The sequence below is a fragment of the Pseudomonas sp. 3296 genome (genome assembly GCF_031456615.1).
GTDB classification, from domain to species: Bacteria; Pseudomonadota; Gammaproteobacteria; order Pseudomonadales; family Pseudomonadaceae; genus Aquipseudomonas; species Aquipseudomonas mucoides.
In genome coordinates this window covers 314,835-331,464 of sequence record NZ_JAVDUY010000001.1, presented here as the reverse complement: position 1 = coordinate 331,464, position 16,630 = coordinate 314,835, and the positions used below count along the sequence as shown (strand labels likewise).

Sequence of the window (16,630 nt, the reverse complement as noted above, 5' to 3'; positions counted from 1 at the left end):
GGAGATGAGGAGTGACTCGGTGTGAACCCGTTCACTTAAAACCCAGTTCGAACTGAACCAGGTTGATCAGCTCGTACGCATCGATCGGCTTCAACAGAAAGTCGACCACATTCAAATGCATGGCCTCGATGGCATCTCGAACCTCTGCATCTCCGGAAACGATCACAACGGGCAGATCCGCCCATTCGGAGTTTCGGATCGCGCGGATCAACGCCAAGCCACCCAGCGGTTGCATCTGCAAGTCAGTAATCACCAGCCCGATTGAACTGTCGATTTCCAACAAACACAGAGCCTCGGCGACACTGCCAGCCGTCACACACGCGATGCCATTGACCTGGAGAATTTCGGCCAGCAACTCGCGTGTGGCGTCGTCATCGTCGACGATCAAGGCTGTTTGAAGTGGCAATCCCGGGGCCTGAATGGCGGCGTTGATTGCCTCTCGCTCGGCGTCACTTAAAAGGTCGTAGTCGATCATCGGCTTCTTGGTCGGGAAGAGGGTTTCCAGGGGTTGAATCGAGCGACCCACAGGGCCGCTCGATTCAACTGCGCATTACCAGAGAATGTAAGCAGAGGCCGTTGTTTGATTCAGATCGATTTCACCAACTTCCAGTACTTCATATTCGGCACGGATACCAATGTTGCGAAATACATCAAATTCAACGCCGGCCCCGTAGGTCAGGTCCACGCCCGTGTCGTCATCGCTGGCATTACCGTCAGCATCCCAAGCGTGAGCACCGACACTACCGAACACTCGCACGCGATCGCCTATCGGAAAGCCGATATGGGCCGCGGCCTGAACTGACTTGCCATCGAAATCAAGATCCTTGTCTTCGAATTGGCCGAGATCAACAAAAGCACCTTCGAACGCGAGATAACTGTTGAGGCGATAGCCTGCAAAAACCTTATAGCTGGTGTCGTCATCGCTCAGCTGGGATTTGTCGGTCTCAATGCTGCTGACGCCGGCGCCAAGATACAAACCTTTGTCATCCGCGAATGCCTGAAAAGACAGTAGCGAAAGCAGCGAAACGAAGCCAAGGTTTCGAAATAACATGTGAGGTGAAGTCCTTCTACAGGTTGTCGGTGGTGAGGTGAACGCTAAGAATTTGAGTGATCGCGAAGATTGATAGAAATCAATGATTGATATTTTGTATGGGTTATAAGCCGTCAATCAGCCAGGCTAACGCGACGCCACATAGGTACGCGGCCAGGCAAAAGAAGATCTTCTGTTTGAGCGGTAATGAATTCAATCGATAGCGCATGCGGGTCCCTTCGGCTGAGAAATAAGCAATGTTGGCCATTTGGGGGAGCGGAGAAAAATTAATGATTGTTATTTTTGGATCTGGCGCTTATCGAAGTTGCAGTTTGGATGAGTGGCGCCGGGCGGTTTCCGAAGGCACTTCCCCATAAGCATCGTGATACGCCTTGGAAAACCTGCTCAGGTGGTGGAAGTTCCAATACATTGCTGTTTCGGTGACCGTTGGCCAGGTGTTGCGGATCAAGTCTCGGCGAACATTGGCGAGCCTTACATTTCTAATGTAGGCAATCGGCGTCACGCCGAACGTTTCGACGAAACCATGATGCAAGGTGCGAGTCGTCGTTCTGAGTTGTTTGACCAGCGCTTTCATGCACAGCGCTTTTTTTGCATTGGCGTGGATGTATTCGATGGCCTCTATCGCAACCCTTCTTCGGGTCGGGGTTTTAAGCGCGGAGCGCCCAACCGGCGTGAGTGCCCGCAACAGCGAAGTCAGCAGTGCACTTTCAATGCCTGAAGCTTTCGAGCTGTCACGCTGTTTTAAAGAAGGGGTTTTGACGTCAGTTGCGTAAGCGCTGATGGCTTGAATGGCAGACTGTATTAATTTGAAGTTGGCCACCTGAAAACGCTGTTCCTTTCGATTGGCCAGGACGTCGATCGCGGGATGATTTTCCAGGCACTGGGCATAATGTTCCAGCGTCGTCGTCAGGGTGAACAGCGTTTCATTCGGCTCGCAGGTGTAACGCACGGGTTCATCGCTGTGCAGCGCGATGATTTCGTTGGGGCGCAGTTCATGATCATTGACGAGGGGACGGCCAACGGACGTCTGTGAAATGGCAAAGCTGACACAGCCATGAGGCACAGAGCTGATCATCGTGACAGCCGAATCAAACTCCAGCCGACTGCATTGCACTCGGGGGCTATGCATGAGTTTGTGCTGTCGAATGTTCGCCTCATGTTCTGAGGTGATGAGGTTAATCTCCCATCGGCCAATGGTTCTATTGGCGTTATCCGCAGGAGTAGCGGTTACATGAAAGACTTCATCAGGGATGTTCATGGAATTGAAGGCTCTTCAGCTAAATGGACGGTGCCAGGCGATGCCGGCATAAGCTCCAGCGCCGCGGCAAAAACGTACGCGTCGCTCAGGGGGGTATCCACCAGGCTCTGAAGTTTACACGGCGCTATCTTCGACCCAAAAATGGCCGATGTTTCACTGGCCGGGCCGATCGCGGCGGCATCAAAGGCAAAAAAATCGTCGACTCGATAGTCTGTGCAAATCTTGTAACGAGAGTGTTCGTCGTCCAGCGACTTCTTGTTGCTTTCAACACGCGTCATCTCGGCACTATAAACGTCCTTGTCATAGGCCATGGCCTTGAGAGAAAGCAATACACCAAACGAAACGGTTGCGAAGTTTTTTAGCTGCATTGACGTGCTTCCTTGTTAGTGATTTTTCAGTCAGAGCCTGGTGTCAGCCGCATGATGCTCACGGCCTGGTCTGTGGATGATCAGGCGCCGGCGATGCTAATTAAAATCAAAAACTCATATTGCTCAGGGGCGGGCAGTCAAGCGCAGAACAAATATCAAAGCAGGATCAGGGCAGGGTCGTCATTGATAAGGCGTTGTGGCGGAGACGGTAGGGCGTTGTCGTTTGCTCCTCCCTCGTCATGAGATTCATTCTCGGAGTAAATCTGAAGGTGCGACAATTTCAGTTTTTCATTCGGACTCAATTCTATTGAGTAGAAGTCAATCTCCGTGCTGCCGTTGGAGTATTCATCGTGTGCCACTGAATGAAAGGGCAATGCCGCTAGAGACAGGACTGCCAGCATCTTGGTCATCATCGGTATGACGGCTCGCAAAAAATGTATGTGTCGGGATAAGCCAGGAGCCGTTGTTGTGCTGAGCGACAGCAGATACGGCTCCGAAAACTGTAGAGGAGGGACTTTGAAGGGGAGGAACGCTTGATACAAATGAGTAATTATTATTTTTATTGTTGACCCGGCTTCGCAGACTCAGTGATTCATGCAACGTAGACGGCCAAGATCGTGCACATAAAAACACACGGTGTTTTTATCGTTGGTAGGAATCAATTCGTAATTTAGAACGGCGCCTTCTTGCAGGACATATTGTCGTCTGAAAAAAAGATCAGGTGTCTTTTCAATAGCAAACAGTTCTGTATCCTGGCTAAGTTTGACGTTATTTATTTTTATCTGAACGTGATGATTGCTTTCGCGAATGATGTCCGCCGTCAGAGTGGCGTTACGAATTTTTCCGTTCAGGCTTTCCAGGGTGGTTTGCGTCAGTCGACCGTGGCCGATGGTCAGATACTCTTCGGTATTGAGTTGATTGAGATCTTCCAGCCATTGACGGGTGATGGTTTGATAACTGATATTTTCCATGTAATAGGATGGCGAATAAACCAGGGAGAAAATGCATACGGCGTTGATGATTGCCAGCACTGTCCAGTGCGCAATGGGCGGTATTGACTTCATAGGGTTGTCTCCAGGCATTGGCGGATCATCAATGCGAGGTCTTTTTGATCACTGTTTAATTGCAAATTTACAGTGCTTTCATCCGGGCGAACGCATGAAACGGAATAGTTTGATTTAAACAAGTTCAGCCAGACCTGACCTTTCAAGTTCAGAGAAGCCTGTTGCACCTGTTTAGCTGAAAGATCCCTCAGTGATTCAGCTTCAGCGACGCTATTACCGACTGCATGGATAGTCAGGTCGTTCTGTCTGATGCTTGAAACCTCTACATTCCGCGTATCGAAACCAGAGTGGAAGCCAGAGTGGAAACCAGCAAATGCGCAGACGCCCAAGGTCAGGACATAACCGACTGACAGAGCCTTCGTCATGTAAGTCGATTGGGTGGTTTTGCCTGTCCGTAGCGGGACAGGCTCATTGTCGGCTGGCGCAAGCTCCTCGATAACCGGCGCAATAGGTTGCACGGCTTCCTCTGCAGGCACCGGCAAATCCGTCTGGGCATCGACGACATACTGACGGTTGAAACAATAACCTCGACGGGGAACCGTCATCAGAATCTCATGATCCCGACTGTCATTAAGCAGGTTTCTAAGGGAAAAAACGGCCTGATTCAAGCTGCCGGAGGCGACGACGCGGTCATTCCAGGTGTAGTCGATGATCTCATCGCGGCTTTTGGTCTGGCCGGGTTCCATCAGCAGCAGGTCCAGCAGACGGGATTCAGCCCGGCCGATCGTGGAACTTTGAACATCGCCATGGGGCGTCGTGATGGAAAGCAAGGCGGTATCGGGGTCGAAAAGGGCCATGGCACCATTTTTCAACTTGAAGGCGTAGCGCATGGGAGTCCTCCGTTCGGCGGTTCTGGCTGAGTATACAGACGGTTTGGATGGGCTGGTTTTGACGCGATCCATACGGGTCAGGGAACTGAACGGCTACAAGCGGACAAGCGCGGAAGGTGCGGAGGGAGCCCTTAGAGAAGGCGGGGGTAGCGCAAAAAAAGCATCACTGGAATCAAGCAAGGGTGGCCCACGGAGTTTCTATCGAGGGCAGTAATAATGCTCGATACGGGGCATCGGCGCTAGCCGAAAACTGCGAGGCAGGTTTTTCAGGCAGGCCAGCGCTCCCTCAAGGAGCGCCTGGATCAAGGTAAAACGTTGTAGCCACGCTGTTGCAGGCAGCTGCTGTATACGGAGTTGTTGGCGGTGATGCTTTGGTCGGTGGCGGCCGCGTCCTGACGGCGCTCCTGGCGTTGTCGTGAGCCCCCGATCACCACACCGGCTGCGGCGGCGCTGCGCGCATTGTTCTGGCGATAGTCTTGCTTGATATCGTCGTCGACCTGGTCGTAGATGTTTTCGTGTTGCCGGCCTCGAACCTCCGCGGCAGTGGCACCGACGACCGCCGCTTTGGTCGCGCCTTTTACCCGACCACCCGATGGCGTTGTGTTTTGTATCGGGAATTGCGCATTGGCCTGTGATTGGCAGGCGCTGGTGTCTTGCTGGATCGTCTGGGAAGTTTGGCTCTTCAGTGGCACCACTGTCACCGCCGATGCCTGCGAACTGGCGAGCAATGCCAGGGCCGATAAGGTAAACGTCAGTATTTTCATCAAGCCGGACTCTCGTAAAACGTCGTTTCGTGGCCTGACGATGTGTTCAGGCCAGAGGCTGAAACCCCATGCGCGTCTACTCGCAATGGGGTATCTCGCAGGGGTTACTACTTGGTCAGCAGTGCGTGCATGTCGTTCGTCACGTCTTTAAGTGCGACCTTGAAGTCATTGGCAGCGATAGGCTGGCTGGCGTTTTTCAACGTCGCGCCGAACACCTTGCGTACCACCTTGGCGACTGCCAAACCGGTGTTGGCGTCGATCAGATCGGCTTCAATAAACATTTCCGCGGTCTGATCGCGATGACCGGTAGCGGCTTGCGTGGCGCCGATAATCCCGCCGATCGGAACGGCCTCATACCAATGCATGCCCTCGTTGTTGGCGCTGACATGGGTAATCGCCGCCTGCAAGATCAAGGTCCGCGAAGCGGCCGGTGCCTGTTTTGCATTCGAGACAATGGTGTAGGAGGGGGCCAGGGCGGTCTTGATACTGTTGCTGGCCATCGTCTGCACGTCTTGAAGGGTTTTCAAGTTGACGCGTTCGGTCGGTTTCGGCGCCGGATACAGCTCTACTTCCTTGAACACGACAGTGGAATAGGCGTGAGGATCAAACCCGGGCGACACCCAGCGCAGTACTTTCTGTTCGCTCGGCGTCGTTTGTTCTTCCAGCCCCTGATAATTGGCCAGGAAGCCCGAATACTGCTCTTGCTGCGCCACTTTCGAGACGCAGCCGACCTGAAACACGCAGCTCAAGGCGATACCCGCAATCCATTTATTCGACATGCTCATGTGTTCTGTTCTCAAGTGATGAAAGTTGTCATTCAGGTTCCGGCAAAGCGGGGCGCATGCTGCCCGCACTGACTGCATAATCCGAATCAATAACCCTCAAAAAGAATTAAACATGGCCGCCGGCGCATCTCCGGCCCTCAACCCGAATCTTTCCTCAAGGCGTGTGTCATGAAATGAAAAGCCATTGTCGTCTGATGAGAAGCGGTTCCCAGGGCGGCATCCTACAGTCCAATCAGCGCATTTCGACGCAGTAAGCCAACATTGCAGATTGGAGAATAAGAAATCATGGCCAAAGCCGTACGCTTCTACGAAACCGGTGGTCCCGAAGTCCTTCGCTATGAAGACGTGGAAGTCGGCGATCCCGGTCCAGGCCAGGTTCGTCTTCGTCATGTGGCGGTCGGCTTGAACTATGCCGACACCTACTTTCGCAATGGCACCTACCCGATCCCTATGCCCAACGGAATGGGGGTTGAGGCTTCCGGTGTGGTTCAGGCCGTCGGGGAAGGCGTGACCAATGTGCAAGTGGGGGATCGCGTCACCTACACCGGTTTTCTCAATACCCTGGGTGCCTACAGCACCGAGCGTCTGATCGCGGCCGCACCGCTGATCAAGTTGCCGGAAACCATCAGCTTCGAAACCGCCGCCGCCATGACCATGCGCGGCCTGACCTCGTCGTACCTGATGCGCCGCATCTACGACTTCAAGGCGGGTGACACTATTTTGCTGCACGCCGCTGCCGGTGGTGTCGGCCTGATCGTTTCGCAGTGGGCCAAGTTGCTCGGCGTGAACGTCATCGGCACCGTATCCACCGAGGCCAAGGGTGAAATTGCCCTGGCTCACGGTTGCAGCCAGGTCATCAACTACAGCCATGAAGACGTCGCCCAACGCGTTCGTGAAATGACCGACGGCGTGGGTGTCAACGTGGTGTTCGACAGCGTTGGCAAGACCACCTTCGAGGGCTCGCTGGACTCACTCAAGCGTCGTGGCCTGATGGTGTGTGTCGGGACTGCATCCGGTCCGATTCCGCCGTTCAATCCAGCGCTGCTGGCGATGAAAGGCTCGCTGTACATGACGCGCCCGGCCCTGGCCGACTACATCGCCGATCCGGCGGAAAAAGCCGAGCTGGCAGGCGAGTTGTTCGACCATGTCGGCAACGGTCGCATCAAGATCGAAATCAACCAGCACTACGCCTTGCAAGACGCTGTCCAGGCCCATCGCGACCTGGAGTCACGCAAGACCACTGGTTCGTCGATTTTCGTCATTTAAGGAGCTGCCAGCCATGAAAGTCGAACAATTGACCTGCAGCATTGGCGCCGAACTGATCGGCGTCAACCTCGCCGACGCGGTGCATGACGACGGTCTGTTTGCCGAGATTCGTGCCCAGTTGCTCAAGCATCGGGTGGTGTTCCTGCGCGATCAGGACATCAGCCGCGCCGACCACGTGGCCTTTGCCCGTCGTTTCGGCGAGCTGGAGGATCACCCGGTGGCCGGCAGCGACCCGGATCATCCGGGGCTGGTGCGCATCTACAAAAATCCGGACCAGCCAATGGATCGCTACGAGAACGCCTGGCATACCGACGCCACCTGGCGCGAAGCCCCGCCGATGGGCTGTGTACTGCGTTGCGTAGAGTGCCCGCCTGTGGGCGGCGACACCATGTGGGCCAACATGGTCCTGGCCTATGCGAACTTGCCGGAAGACGTGAAAGTCAAGATCGCCGACCTGCGTGCCCGCCACAGCATCGAAGCGAGCTTCGGTGCCGCCATGCCGATTGAAAAACGCCTGGCGCTCAAAGCGATGTACCCGGACGCCGAACACCCGGTGGTGCGTACCCACCCGGAAACCGGCGAGAAGGTGTTGTTCGTCAATGCTTTCACCACCCACTTCAGCAACTACCACACCCCAGAAAGGGTGCGCTTCGGCCAGGACGCCAACCCCGGCGCCGGCGAGTTGCTGCGTTACCTGATCAGCCAGGCGTACATCCCTGAGTATCAGGTTCGCTGGCGCTGGAAGCCGAACAGCATCGCCATCTGGGACAACCGCAGCACCCAGCATTACGCCGTCATGGATTACCCGCCGTGCCATCGCAAGATGGAACGCGCCGGGATCATTGGTGACAAGACGTTCTGATCGCCCCCTCTGAATTCTCACTCGTAGACGCGCCTGCCAGGCATGACCGGCAGGCGGACAATCATAAAAACTGGAGTAACTCATGCAATTCTTCGACGATTCCCTGCACCCGGAAAACATGGAAAAAGTGGTCATCACCGTGGCCCCGTACGGCCCTGAGTGGATGCCCGAAGATTTCCCGGAAGACATCCCGCTGACCATGGACGAACAAGTCCAGAAAGCGGTCGAGTGCTATGAAGCCGGCGCTACCGTGCTGCACCTGCACGTGCGTGAACTGGACGGCAAGGGTTCCAAGCGCCTGTCCAAGTTCAACGAATTGATTGCCGGCGTCCGTGAAGCGGTGCCGGACATGATTATCCAGGTCGGCGGTTCGATTTCCTTCGCACCGGAAAGCGATGGCGAAGCCGCGCTGTGGTTGTCCGACGATACCCGCCACATGCTGGCCGAGCTGACGCCAAAACCGGATCAGGTCACGGTGGCGATCAACACCACCCAGATGAACATCATGGAATTGCTGTATCCGGAATACCTGGAAGGCACTTCCCTGGCCAACCCTGCCTACCAGGCGGCCTACAGCGAAATGACCGTACCGGCCGGCCCGGCCTGGGTTATCGAGCACCTCAAGCGTCTGATGGACAATGACATCCAGCCGCACTTCCAGCTGACCGGCATGCACGCATTGGAAACTCTGCAGCGCATGGTGCGCAAGGGTCTCTACAAAGGTCCATTGAACCTGACCTGGATCGGTATCGGCGGCGGTTTCGACGGCCCGAATCCATTCAACTTCTTCAACTTCATCCACCGCGTACCGGACGGCTGCACCCTGACCTCCGAGTCGCTGCTCAAGAACGTGCTGCCGTTCAACACCATGTCGATGGCCATGGGTATGCACCCGCGTGTGGGCAACGAAGACACTATCATTGATCACAAGGGCGAGCGTTTTGGTTCGGTTGCTCAGATCAAGCAGACCGTGCGCATTGCCCATGAACTGGGTCGCGACATCGCTACCGGCAAAGAAGCCCGCGAGATTTATCGCATCGGTGTGAAGTACGACACTATCGAAGAAACCCTGTTGGCCAACGGCATGGCCCCCAACCGCAAGGCTGGGCAAAAAGGTGTGCCGCAACGCGGCTGACCGACAGCGGGAGCGAGGGGGGTAGACCCCTCGCTCGCTGCAGTGAAACACGCTCGATAACAACAATAAAATAATGTTTCGAGGAGGCTGCATGGCCTTTCACCCAATCGCCGCCGACGATGACGACATCAGTGGTGTCGGCGTTGCGCGCAAATATGCCTGGATCGTCTTCGCACTGACGTTCGGCTTGTTGATTTCCGATTACATGTCCCGCCAAGTGCTGAACGCGGTATTCCCGATGCTCAAGGGCGAGTGGGCCCTGACGGACGGTCAGTTGGGTTTGCTCAGCGGCGTGGTGGCCTTGATGGTTGGCCTGCTGACGTTTCCGCTGTCGTTGATGGCTGACCGCTTCGGTCGGGTTAAAAGCCTGGCGCTAATGGCGCTGCTGTGGAGTCTGGCCACGCTGGGTTGTGCGCTGGCGCAGGACTACCAACAAATGTTTATCGCCCGCTTCATGGTAGGTGTCGGTGAGGCTGCCTATGGCAGCGTCGGTATTGCCGTGGTGATTTCGGTGTTCCCGAAACACATGCGGGCCACCCTGGCCAGTGCCTTTATGGCGGGCGGGATGTTCGGCTCGGTGTTGGGCATGGCCCTGGGCGGCGCGATCGCGGCCAAGCTCGGCTGGCGCTGGTCGTTTGCCGGCATGGCTCTGTTTGGTCTGCTGCTGGCGGTGCTTTACCCGATCATCGTCAAGGAAGCGCGCATTGCCCCGCAACGCGCCGCCCAGGCCGGCAAAAAAGTCGCCGCGGTGGTCAAGCGTCCATTGCGCACGCTGTGCTCCAGCCCTTCGGTGATTGCGGCTTACATCGGCAGTGGCTTGCAACTGTTCGTGGGCGGCACCGTGATTGTGTGGATGCCCAGCTACCTCAATCGCTATTACGACATGGCGCCGGACAAGGCGGGCGGTGTCGCAGCGATCATCGTCCTGTGCAGCGGCGCCGGGATGATCCTGTGCGGCATGCTCAGTGATCGCATGTGTCGTCAGTCGGCCGAACGCAAGGTCGCTTTGGCCATCGCTTATTGCCTGGGCAGTTGCCTGCTGCTGTCGGCAGCGTTCGCCTTGCCGCCGGGACCTGCGCAATTGCTGTTGATTTGCCTGGGCATGTTGATTGCCGCCGGCACAACCGGCCCGGCCGGGGCGATGGTTGCCAACCTGACCCACTATTCGGTGCACGGTACGGCGTTTGCCACGCTGACACTGGCCAACAATTTGCTCGGCCTGGCGCCGGGGCCGTTCATCACCGGCAAGGTGTCCGACCTGATTGGTTTGCACGCGGCCTTCCAACTGGTACCGCTGGTGAGTATCGCGGCAGCGGCGGTGTTCTTTTTTGCCAAGTGTCATTACCACAAGGATATCGCCCGGTTGGCGGGTGAGCGTGTCAACGATTCTGTCAGTGAAGCTGTGGTAGAGGTGAAGGTGTGAGTGTTCGTTTACGTATAGATGTGTTTTTCGATTTCATCTGCCCTTGGTGCTTGATCGGTAAACGCCAACTGGAGCGCGCACAAGCGTTGCTGCACGCGCAGCAACCGGATGTGCTGGTCACCACGGTTTGGCACGGGGTGCAGTTGTTGCCTCACCTGCCGGTACAGGGTGAACCGTTCGCCGAGTTCTACCTCAACCGTCTGGGCAGCGCCGAAGCGGTCGCCATGCGTCAGGCCCAGGTGCAGCAGGCGGCGAAAGCGGTCGGGGTAGACGTCGACTTGAGTCGCATCACCACCATGCCCAACACTGCGGATGCCCATCGTCTGTTGGCGCATGCCAACTCACGGGGTAGCACGGCTCAGCGCGATCAGCTGCTCGAGCGTCTGTTCGCCGCTTACTTCCAGAACGGCGAGGACATCGGTCGCCGCGAGACGTTGATCACCATCGCCCAATCGTGCGGTTACGACGCCGACGCGGTGAGGGACTACCTGAGAGATGAATCCGGTCCCTTTGTCGGTAACGAGGTCGGGGCCTCCAGCGGTGTACCGAGCTTTCTGTTCGACCGTCAATTAACGCTGGTCGGCGCGCAGCCTGCCGAGGTGATGTTGAGCGTCATGTACGAAGCGCTGGAACGCCAGCGCATGCAGACCCCGTCATGACGCGTCGTGTCCCGGTGCCTGCCGCAAAGCTCCCGCAGGCGGGTGGTCGTGCGCTGTTCGAATTCGAGAACAAAAGCCTGGCGCTGTTCAACGTCGACGGCGACGTGTTTGCCATCGATGACAGTTGCCCGCACCAGGGCGCTTCGCTGTGCGGCGGGCGCCTCGATGGCCGGGTGATTCAATGCTGCGCCCATGGCCTGCGCTTCGATCTGCGCAGTGGTTACCTGCTCAATTCCACCCAGCTCAAGGTCAACAATTACCCGGTCGAGCTCGTCGACGGCCAGGCTTTTATCGTTATCGCTTCTGAGGAGTCCGCGCCATGAGCGCCATTGCTCTCACCCGTATCCATAGCCGAACACGCGAACTGGCCCCGGGTTTTATCGTCAGTCTGATCGTGGCCGCCGCCGCTTCGTTTTTGTCCGAGCACTACGGTGCACCGGTGATGCTGTTCGCCTTGCTGCTGGGCATGGCGCTGAACTTCCTGGCCGGGGAGGGCGTGTGCAAGGCCGGTATCGAATTTACCGCGCGCACCGTGTTGCGCCTCGGCGTGGCCCTGCTGGGCATGCGCATTACCCTTGAGCAGATTGCCGGTCTGGGCTGGAAGCCCGTAGCGCTGGTAGTGACGCTGGTGGTGGTGACCATTGGCGTTTCGGTGATTGCGGCCAAGATGCTGGGTTTCCAGCGTTTGTTCGGCATGCTCACCGGTGGCGCGACGGCGATCTGTGGCGCTTCGGCAGCGCTGGCACTGGCGGCAGCCTTGCCCAATCATCCGCAGAAAGAACGCGCCACACTGTTTACCGTCATTGGCGTGTCGGCCCTTTCGACGATGGCGATGATTGTTTATCCCATGATTGCCAACTGGTTTTCATTGTCACCGCAAATGGCGGGCATTTTCCTCGGCGCCACCATCCACGATGTGGCCCAAGTGGTGGGTGCCGGTTACAGCATGTCGACCGAAACGGGTGACACGGCCACCGTGGTCAAGCTGATGCGAGTCGCCATGCTCCTGCCCGTTATCGTCTGTGCGGCCATGGTCACGCGCATGCAAGGCGCCGAAACGGGCGGCAAGCGACCGCCGCTGCTGCCGTGGTTCGCCGTCGGCTTTCTGCTGCTGGCGTGCATCAACAGCACGGGATGGATTGCGCCCGTCGTGCAAGGCACGGTCAATGACCTGTCGCGTTGGTGCCTGGTGGTGTCCATCAGTGCTCTGGGCATGAAGACTCAGCTCAAGGAGCTGGCCTCCGTCGGCATCAAGCCCATTCTCCTGATGGTGGGGGAGACGGTGTTCCTTGTCGTCCTGGTGCTGCTGTTGCTGCGCTGGGGGTTCTGAGCCCGATCAACATCCGTTTGATGGCAGGGCCGCACCGGGTTTGACTCCTCAGCACTGTGCGGCTCTCGGTCGGTGTCACAAACGCCGGCTTTTCGCGGCGACTGTATAAGCAGTCGCCGCTTTTTTCGTTGGTTCGAAAACAGTTTGTGATGAGGTAGCTATTGTGGCGAGGGAGCAAGCTCCCTCGCCACAGGGCTGCGGTTACACAGTTGGCTCAATGCTTTTAGCAGCAGCGCTATCTAAAAGGGACGGGTTAAAGAAAATCCCGATCAGGTAATTAGGCCGGGGGGATTTGGCTTGAGAACTGAGCGCGGCTGTATCTAGGCGTTGCAGGTCAGCTGGAATAGATAGGCTGGATCATAAATTTTTTTGCCGAGTATTCCTTCCAGCGCACCAAGCTGCTCGGCAGTGAGGTTATATCCCTCCCAGCCTTGTTGGTCCGCCGTCCATCCCATAATCGCTTTCAGCTCGTTATCGTAGCCACTCGGCAATTTTTCTTCGAATGCGATGAGCTCGGTTTTTTTATCAAATGCTTCTATGACGTAAATCATGGTTCCACACTCCTGGTCTTATCTGCGGGTTTGGTCTGCTCGCCCGTAGTTGGATCATATTCACCGAGATGACGACCACGTTTGTCGTACATCTCGACAGCTCCGTGCTGCGAGTCCCATTCGAAAATTATCCCTTTTGGGTTTTTCCATCGCTTCCTAAGTCTGCCACCGCCTTTTATGGGTGTTTTACGATTTGACTTCGTCGCGTCAGGAAAAGCAGTAAGGCCTGTCGGTGCCGGATGGTAATTGTGATCAGAAACACTCACCACAATGTAAACCGGCTTCACCCCCGACCCCACCGGGAACACCAGAATGAAATCCTTGTACTCCGGCGGATACACCGGATTCACTATGATGCTGGCCGCCGCCGGCGTCGGCGGGTACACCCAGATATGCGGCGCCTGTGGTGCCGTTTCCAGCGCAGGAATGCCGAGGATGTCCGAGCCATCCACGGCCGGTGTCCAGATCAGCTCGACGCCATCCCCAAGATCCGCCACCTGCTGACTGCCGCGCAGTGTGAACTGCACAACATCGACCATTTCCCAATCACGGTTTTTGCCGGTGTAAAACCCGTAGCCCTTGAGGCTGCCGTCAGCCTGTTGCTCGACCTGAAGCCTAACGCGGGTTCTGGCCTGTTTGAGGGTACGCAGTTGGTCTTCGGTATAGAGCGCGCTATCACCCAGGCTCGGCGTCCAGAACAAGGCGACGACACCGGCCAATGTCGCGGCTCCGGCAGCGCCAAGGCCTAGAACCGGGGCAGCAAGAGTTGGGGCGCTAAGGGCGAGCCGCCCAATGCCGAGGGAGACGGTACTGCCACTGATGGTTTCGAGATTCAGCAGCCCGGCGTCGTCTACGTCACGAGCGCCGAGCCACGCAATTTTTCCGTAATCCTTGAGGCTATCGGTCGGGACCACACCCGAAGGACTCGAGTAATTAATGATGGCGTCTGGAAGGTTGCAGGATTTGGCGAAGACGCATCCTGCGCGAGCGATTTCCGGCTTTTTCGTAGAGGCTTGAAGCCGATCTTCAAAAGCCTGCTACCGGGCGAGCATGGTGTCGTAGGCGCTTTGTCGCGCCTCGCGCTCGGCCAGTTCGGTGGCCGTCATGAAACGGTAGGTGATGTGATGACCATCACCGGAGGGTGGGTTTTTAACCCTGGGAACTTCCTTGTTACCGGCCATTGATCTTCCTTGCATTCGTCCGTCGACAGCTCCGGAAAAAGGAGCTGTGCGACGTTAACGAACGAGGTTGATCGTGGCTGTAGGACGAGTCCTGAATGTCGCCAGGACTGTTCGCTATCTCAGGATTGAGCCTCGTTAAAGATCAGCGTTAGCTGTGCGGATCGACGTTATCCAGCATCCGGTTCACCGCCATTTCTCCGAGCATCACAGAGTTTTGAATGCCCAGCAGGGTGTGGCGCTGTGTACCGTTCAGTTGCCCCGCGAAATCACTCAACATCACACTCGCTGACGCCAATGTCTCACAGGCGTTGACCAGCAGGGTTTCGTTGTCGGTGTCGGGGCCAACGAAGTAGATTGTACTGGGTCTGCGCGGGGTGTCTTTGGGAATGACCGGTTTGAGGTAGTAATCGAGGGCGCGGTCGGCGGCTTCGTTGAGTTTTTTGGAGTCGGGGGTTTCGTAAGGGGAAACGTCGTCGGTTTCTGGCGGGTTGGGCGTGATTTTGAACATGGTGAAACTCCTTGATCATGGGAGCCAGCATCCATCGCTGCTAAACGAAGTGGGTGGCGGCTGTACGCGGGTTAGCAGACCAGGGATCAAGGAACCCGGCGCACCGAAGTGCCCCACGCATAGCCGCCATAACGCAGAGCAACTGACGAAACAGTGTCGGTTGATCAGAGGCGGCACTGACGTGCCTTGATCTTTGTCCGAGCTGCTAAACCCGATCGCTGAATTGTCAGCGACCCGGAAACGATAAAGACCCGGACCAAGGCGCACAAGCCGGCGGATTCTGGCGTAGCCGTAGGCAACGGCGCAAGGTCTTGTGGCTTTCCGGAAGTAACCTGGAAGGGTTTTAAACAGGCGTTTTCGGGCGATGTTTAATACCCCGAATTCCCGGGGGGGGGGACTCAGGGGTTTGGCGGCCTCAGGATTCGTTATGACCCGGGACAGATTTGGCGCTGCCTTGCTTTTGTGCGCGCCACGCCGCCGGTGGCATGCCGAACTGGGTGATGAACCAACGCGTGAAAGAGCTCGCCATCGAGTACCCGAGCATGTCGGCGATGCGCCCCAGCGAATAATTCGGATTCTCCAGGTAACGCAGGACCAGATCGCGGCGCACCTCGTTGATCAGGTCGTTGAAGGCGCAGCCATCGTCTTTGAGGCGTCGTTGCAGCGTCCGTACGTTCATTCCCTGGGTCTGGGCGATTTGCTCGATGGTGGCGCGGCCCATGGGCAGCAGCAGGTAAATGGCCTTGCGCACCTCGAACAGCAACGACTCGCCTTCATGGCTCAGCAACGAGTCGAGGTAGCCCTGAGCGTAACGTGCCATGGCCGGGTCGGCGTGGGGGTTGGTCACGTCCAGGCTGGCATTGGGGCAGACAATGCCATTGAACTCGCTGCCGAACTCCACGGTGCAGCCAAACAGGCGACGATGCAGTTGCAGGTTGTCCGGAGGCTGGTGCGTGAAGTTGACGCTGTAGGGGTGCCAGTGCGCGCCGAGCAGGGCGGCGCACAAACGGAACATTACGCCGATGGCCAGTTCGTTGGCTTGCCGTGAAGGCATCGGCGTGTCGGTCACGACCTCTTCGCGAATGATCACCATCTTGCCGGCCTCTTCTATGAAAATGGCCAGCGAGTCATTCATCAAGTGACGGTAATGCACCACGACCTGCAAGGCCTCGCGCAGTGTGCGCTGGTGCGTGAGCAGCAGGCTGACCACGCCGAAATCCGAGAGCTGGCGTGACTCGGCCATGCTCAGGCCGAAGCTCTGGCAACCACTGGCGACGGCAGATTCTTCCAGCACGCGCACGGCGGAATCGATAGGGATCCGGTGTTCCGGTGCTAGCAGTTGAGCCCTGCTCAAGCCGTTGGCAGCCAATACATCACGCGGGTTGAAACCCAGGTAATTAGTGACCTCCAGGTAGTTGGTCAAGACGGCGGCGCGAACAAGCTTGGTCATGCGTGGGTCTTCCCTGGGCCGGTTAGGGTGGAAATAAGCGTGGCGACTATATCCAGCACGTCATGAAATGGAAAGTTGTTGGTTGAGTGTAGTCAGGCACCCGGTTCTCCCTCTAAACGTAGCCTTCTGAGCGCGATAAATCCGT

At 56.9% G+C, this 16,630-nt stretch carries 18 protein-coding genes and 1 pseudogene; 7 read left to right on the top strand and 12 right to left on the bottom strand.

Features of this window, described 5'->3' with window-relative positions:
- Positions 1-31: 31 nt before the first annotated feature.
- The 8 genes from J2X66_RS01575 to J2X66_RS01540 all read right to left on the bottom strand — a co-directional run bounded on the left by J2X66_RS01575 (position 32) and on the right by J2X66_RS01540 (position 6,120).
- The gene (locus J2X66_RS01575) at positions 32-475 is read right to left on the bottom strand and encodes a response regulator (protein WP_310261414.1); all 444 of its coding nucleotides are present in this window, start codon (positions 473-475) and stop codon (positions 32-34) included.
- 75 nt (positions 476-550) lie between these two features.
- Positions 551-1,051, bottom strand: a complete 501-nt coding sequence (locus J2X66_RS01570) for an outer membrane beta-barrel protein (RefSeq protein WP_310260029.1) — start codon at positions 1,049-1,051, stop codon at positions 551-553.
- Between the two features lie 295 nt (positions 1,052-1,346).
- A complete protein-coding gene (locus J2X66_RS01565; protein ID WP_310260026.1) occupies positions 1,347-2,309 on the bottom strand; it encodes a helix-turn-helix domain-containing protein in 963 nt (320 codons plus the stop codon).
- The gene (locus tag J2X66_RS01560) at positions 2,306-2,677 is read right to left on the bottom strand and encodes a hypothetical protein (protein ID WP_310260023.1); all 372 of its coding nucleotides are present in this window, start codon (positions 2,675-2,677) and stop codon (positions 2,306-2,308) included. The genes J2X66_RS01565 and J2X66_RS01560 overlap by 4 nt, the downstream gene beginning before the upstream one ends.
- A 584-nt stretch (positions 2,678-3,261) precedes the next feature.
- Positions 3,262-3,741 (bottom strand): hypothetical protein, encoded by a 480-nt coding sequence (locus tag J2X66_RS01555; RefSeq protein WP_310260020.1) that lies wholly within the window; start codon positions 3,739-3,741, stop codon positions 3,262-3,264.
- Positions 3,738-4,571 carry a winged helix-turn-helix domain-containing protein gene (locus tag J2X66_RS01550; RefSeq protein WP_310260018.1) on the bottom strand — a complete coding sequence of 278 codons (834 nt, stop codon included), beginning with the start codon at positions 4,569-4,571 and terminating at the stop codon, positions 3,738-3,740. The genes J2X66_RS01555 and J2X66_RS01550 overlap by 4 nt, the downstream gene beginning before the upstream one ends.
- Before the next feature lie 302 nt (positions 4,572-4,873).
- Positions 4,874-5,335, bottom strand: a complete 462-nt coding sequence (locus J2X66_RS01545; protein ID WP_310260015.1) for a hypothetical protein — start codon at positions 5,333-5,335, stop codon at positions 4,874-4,876.
- Positions 5,336-5,442: 107 nt separating this feature from the next.
- Positions 5,443-6,120, bottom strand: a complete 678-nt coding sequence (locus J2X66_RS01540; RefSeq protein WP_310260012.1) for a DUF3313 domain-containing protein — start codon at positions 6,118-6,120, stop codon at positions 5,443-5,445.
- A 285-nt stretch (positions 6,121-6,405) separates the two neighbouring features.
- Here J2X66_RS01540 and J2X66_RS01535 point away from each other — a divergent pair, with 285 nt between their 5' ends.
- The 7 genes from J2X66_RS01535 to J2X66_RS01505 all read left to right on the top strand — a co-directional run bounded on the left by J2X66_RS01535 (position 6,406) and on the right by J2X66_RS01505 (position 12,795).
- Positions 6,406-7,386, top strand: a complete 981-nt coding sequence (locus J2X66_RS01535) for a quinone oxidoreductase (RefSeq protein ID WP_310260009.1) — start codon at positions 6,406-6,408, stop codon at positions 7,384-7,386.
- Between the two features lie 13 nt (positions 7,387-7,399).
- A complete protein-coding gene (locus tag J2X66_RS01530; protein ID WP_027921452.1) occupies positions 7,400-8,248 on the top strand; it encodes a TauD/TfdA family dioxygenase in 849 nt (282 codons plus the stop codon).
- Positions 8,249-8,330: 82 nt separating this feature from the next.
- Positions 8,331-9,383 (top strand): 3-keto-5-aminohexanoate cleavage protein, encoded by a 1,053-nt coding sequence (locus J2X66_RS01525; RefSeq protein ID WP_310260006.1) that lies wholly within the window; start codon positions 8,331-8,333, stop codon positions 9,381-9,383.
- Between the two features lie 91 nt (positions 9,384-9,474).
- Positions 9,475-10,806, top strand: a complete 1,332-nt coding sequence (locus tag J2X66_RS01520; protein WP_310260004.1) for an MFS transporter — start codon at positions 9,475-9,477, stop codon at positions 10,804-10,806.
- A complete protein-coding gene (locus tag J2X66_RS01515; RefSeq protein ID WP_310260002.1) occupies positions 10,803-11,465 on the top strand; it encodes a DsbA family oxidoreductase in 663 nt (220 codons plus the stop codon). Before J2X66_RS01520 ends, J2X66_RS01515 begins: the two co-directional genes overlap by 4 nt.
- The gene (locus J2X66_RS01510; RefSeq protein ID WP_310260000.1) at positions 11,462-11,788 is read left to right on the top strand and encodes a Rieske 2Fe-2S domain-containing protein; all 327 of its coding nucleotides are present in this window, start codon (positions 11,462-11,464) and stop codon (positions 11,786-11,788) included. The genes J2X66_RS01515 and J2X66_RS01510 overlap by 4 nt, the downstream gene beginning before the upstream one ends.
- Positions 11,785-12,795: a putative sulfate exporter family transporter gene (locus J2X66_RS01505; protein ID WP_310259998.1), complete on the top strand. Its 1,011-nt coding sequence runs from the start codon at positions 11,785-11,787 to the stop codon at positions 12,793-12,795. The genes J2X66_RS01510 and J2X66_RS01505 overlap by 4 nt, the downstream gene beginning before the upstream one ends.
- Before the next feature lie 320 nt (positions 12,796-13,115).
- Here J2X66_RS01505 and J2X66_RS01500 read toward each other — a convergent pair whose 3' ends face one another.
- The 4 genes and pseudogenes from J2X66_RS01500 to J2X66_RS01485 all read right to left on the bottom strand — a co-directional run bounded on the left by J2X66_RS01500 (position 13,116) and on the right by J2X66_RS01485 (position 16,485).
- Positions 13,116-13,346: a hypothetical protein gene (locus J2X66_RS01500; RefSeq protein WP_027921446.1), complete on the bottom strand. Its 231-nt coding sequence runs from the start codon at positions 13,344-13,346 to the stop codon at positions 13,116-13,118.
- Positions 13,343-14,527 (bottom strand): annotated as a pseudogene (locus J2X66_RS01495) (colicin E3/pyocin S6 family cytotoxin). Before J2X66_RS01495 ends, J2X66_RS01500 begins: the two are co-directional and overlap by 4 nt.
- Before the next feature lie 148 nt (positions 14,528-14,675).
- Entirely contained in the window at positions 14,676-15,035 is a 360-nt protein-coding gene (locus J2X66_RS01490) for a DUF6124 family protein (protein ID WP_027921444.1), read from the bottom strand.
- 415 nt (positions 15,036-15,450) lie between these two features.
- A complete protein-coding gene (locus J2X66_RS01485) occupies positions 15,451-16,485 on the bottom strand; it encodes an AraC family transcriptional regulator (RefSeq protein ID WP_310259995.1) in 1,035 nt (344 codons plus the stop codon).
- Positions 16,486-16,630 lie beyond the last annotated feature (145 nt).

Bases quoted from the DNA above. Each gene is read 5' to 3' on its own strand.
- J2X66_RS01555 (WP_310260020.1), bottom strand. From the start codon at position 3,741: ATGAAGTCAATACCGCCCATTGCGCACTGGACAGTGCTGGCAATCATC.
- J2X66_RS01505 (WP_310259998.1), top strand. From the start codon at position 11,785: ATGAGCGCCATTGCTCTCACCCGTATCCATAGCCGAACACGCGAACTG.
- J2X66_RS01550 (WP_310260018.1), bottom strand. From the start codon at position 4,571: ATGCGCTACGCCTTCAAGTTGAAAAATGGTGCCATGGCCCTTTTCGAC.
- J2X66_RS01485 (WP_310259995.1), bottom strand. From the start codon at position 16,485: ATGACCAAGCTTGTTCGCGCCGCCGTCTTGACCAACTACCTGGAGGTC.
- J2X66_RS01540 (WP_310260012.1), bottom strand. From the start codon at position 6,120: ATGAGCATGTCGAATAAATGGATTGCGGGTATCGCCTTGAGCTGCGTG.
- J2X66_RS01510 (WP_310260000.1), top strand. From the start codon at position 11,462: ATGACGCGTCGTGTCCCGGTGCCTGCCGCAAAGCTCCCGCAGGCGGGT.
- J2X66_RS01490 (WP_027921444.1), bottom strand. From the start codon at position 15,035: ATGTTCAAAATCACGCCCAACCCGCCAGAAACCGACGACGTTTCCCCT.
- J2X66_RS01520 (WP_310260004.1), top strand. From the start codon at position 9,475: ATGGCCTTTCACCCAATCGCCGCCGACGATGACGACATCAGTGGTGTC.
- J2X66_RS01565 (WP_310260026.1), bottom strand. From the start codon at position 2,309: ATGAACATCCCTGATGAAGTCTTTCATGTAACCGCTACTCCTGCGGAT.
- J2X66_RS01575 (WP_310261414.1), bottom strand. From the start codon at position 475: ATGATCGACTACGACCTTTTAAGTGACGCCGAGCGAGAGGCAATCAAC.
- J2X66_RS01570 (WP_310260029.1), bottom strand. From the start codon at position 1,051: ATGTTATTTCGAAACCTTGGCTTCGTTTCGCTGCTTTCGCTACTGTCT.
- J2X66_RS01560 (WP_310260023.1), bottom strand. From the start codon at position 2,677: ATGCAGCTAAAAAACTTCGCAACCGTTTCGTTTGGTGTATTGCTTTCT.
- J2X66_RS01500 (WP_027921446.1), bottom strand. From the start codon at position 13,346: ATGATTTACGTCATAGAAGCATTTGATAAAAAAACCGAGCTCATCGCA.
- J2X66_RS01535 (WP_310260009.1), top strand. From the start codon at position 6,406: ATGGCCAAAGCCGTACGCTTCTACGAAACCGGTGGTCCCGAAGTCCTT.
- J2X66_RS01545 (WP_310260015.1), bottom strand. From the start codon at position 5,335: ATGAAAATACTGACGTTTACCTTATCGGCCCTGGCATTGCTCGCCAGT.
- J2X66_RS01530 (WP_027921452.1), top strand. From the start codon at position 7,400: ATGAAAGTCGAACAATTGACCTGCAGCATTGGCGCCGAACTGATCGGC.
- J2X66_RS01525 (WP_310260006.1), top strand. From the start codon at position 8,331: ATGCAATTCTTCGACGATTCCCTGCACCCGGAAAACATGGAAAAAGTG.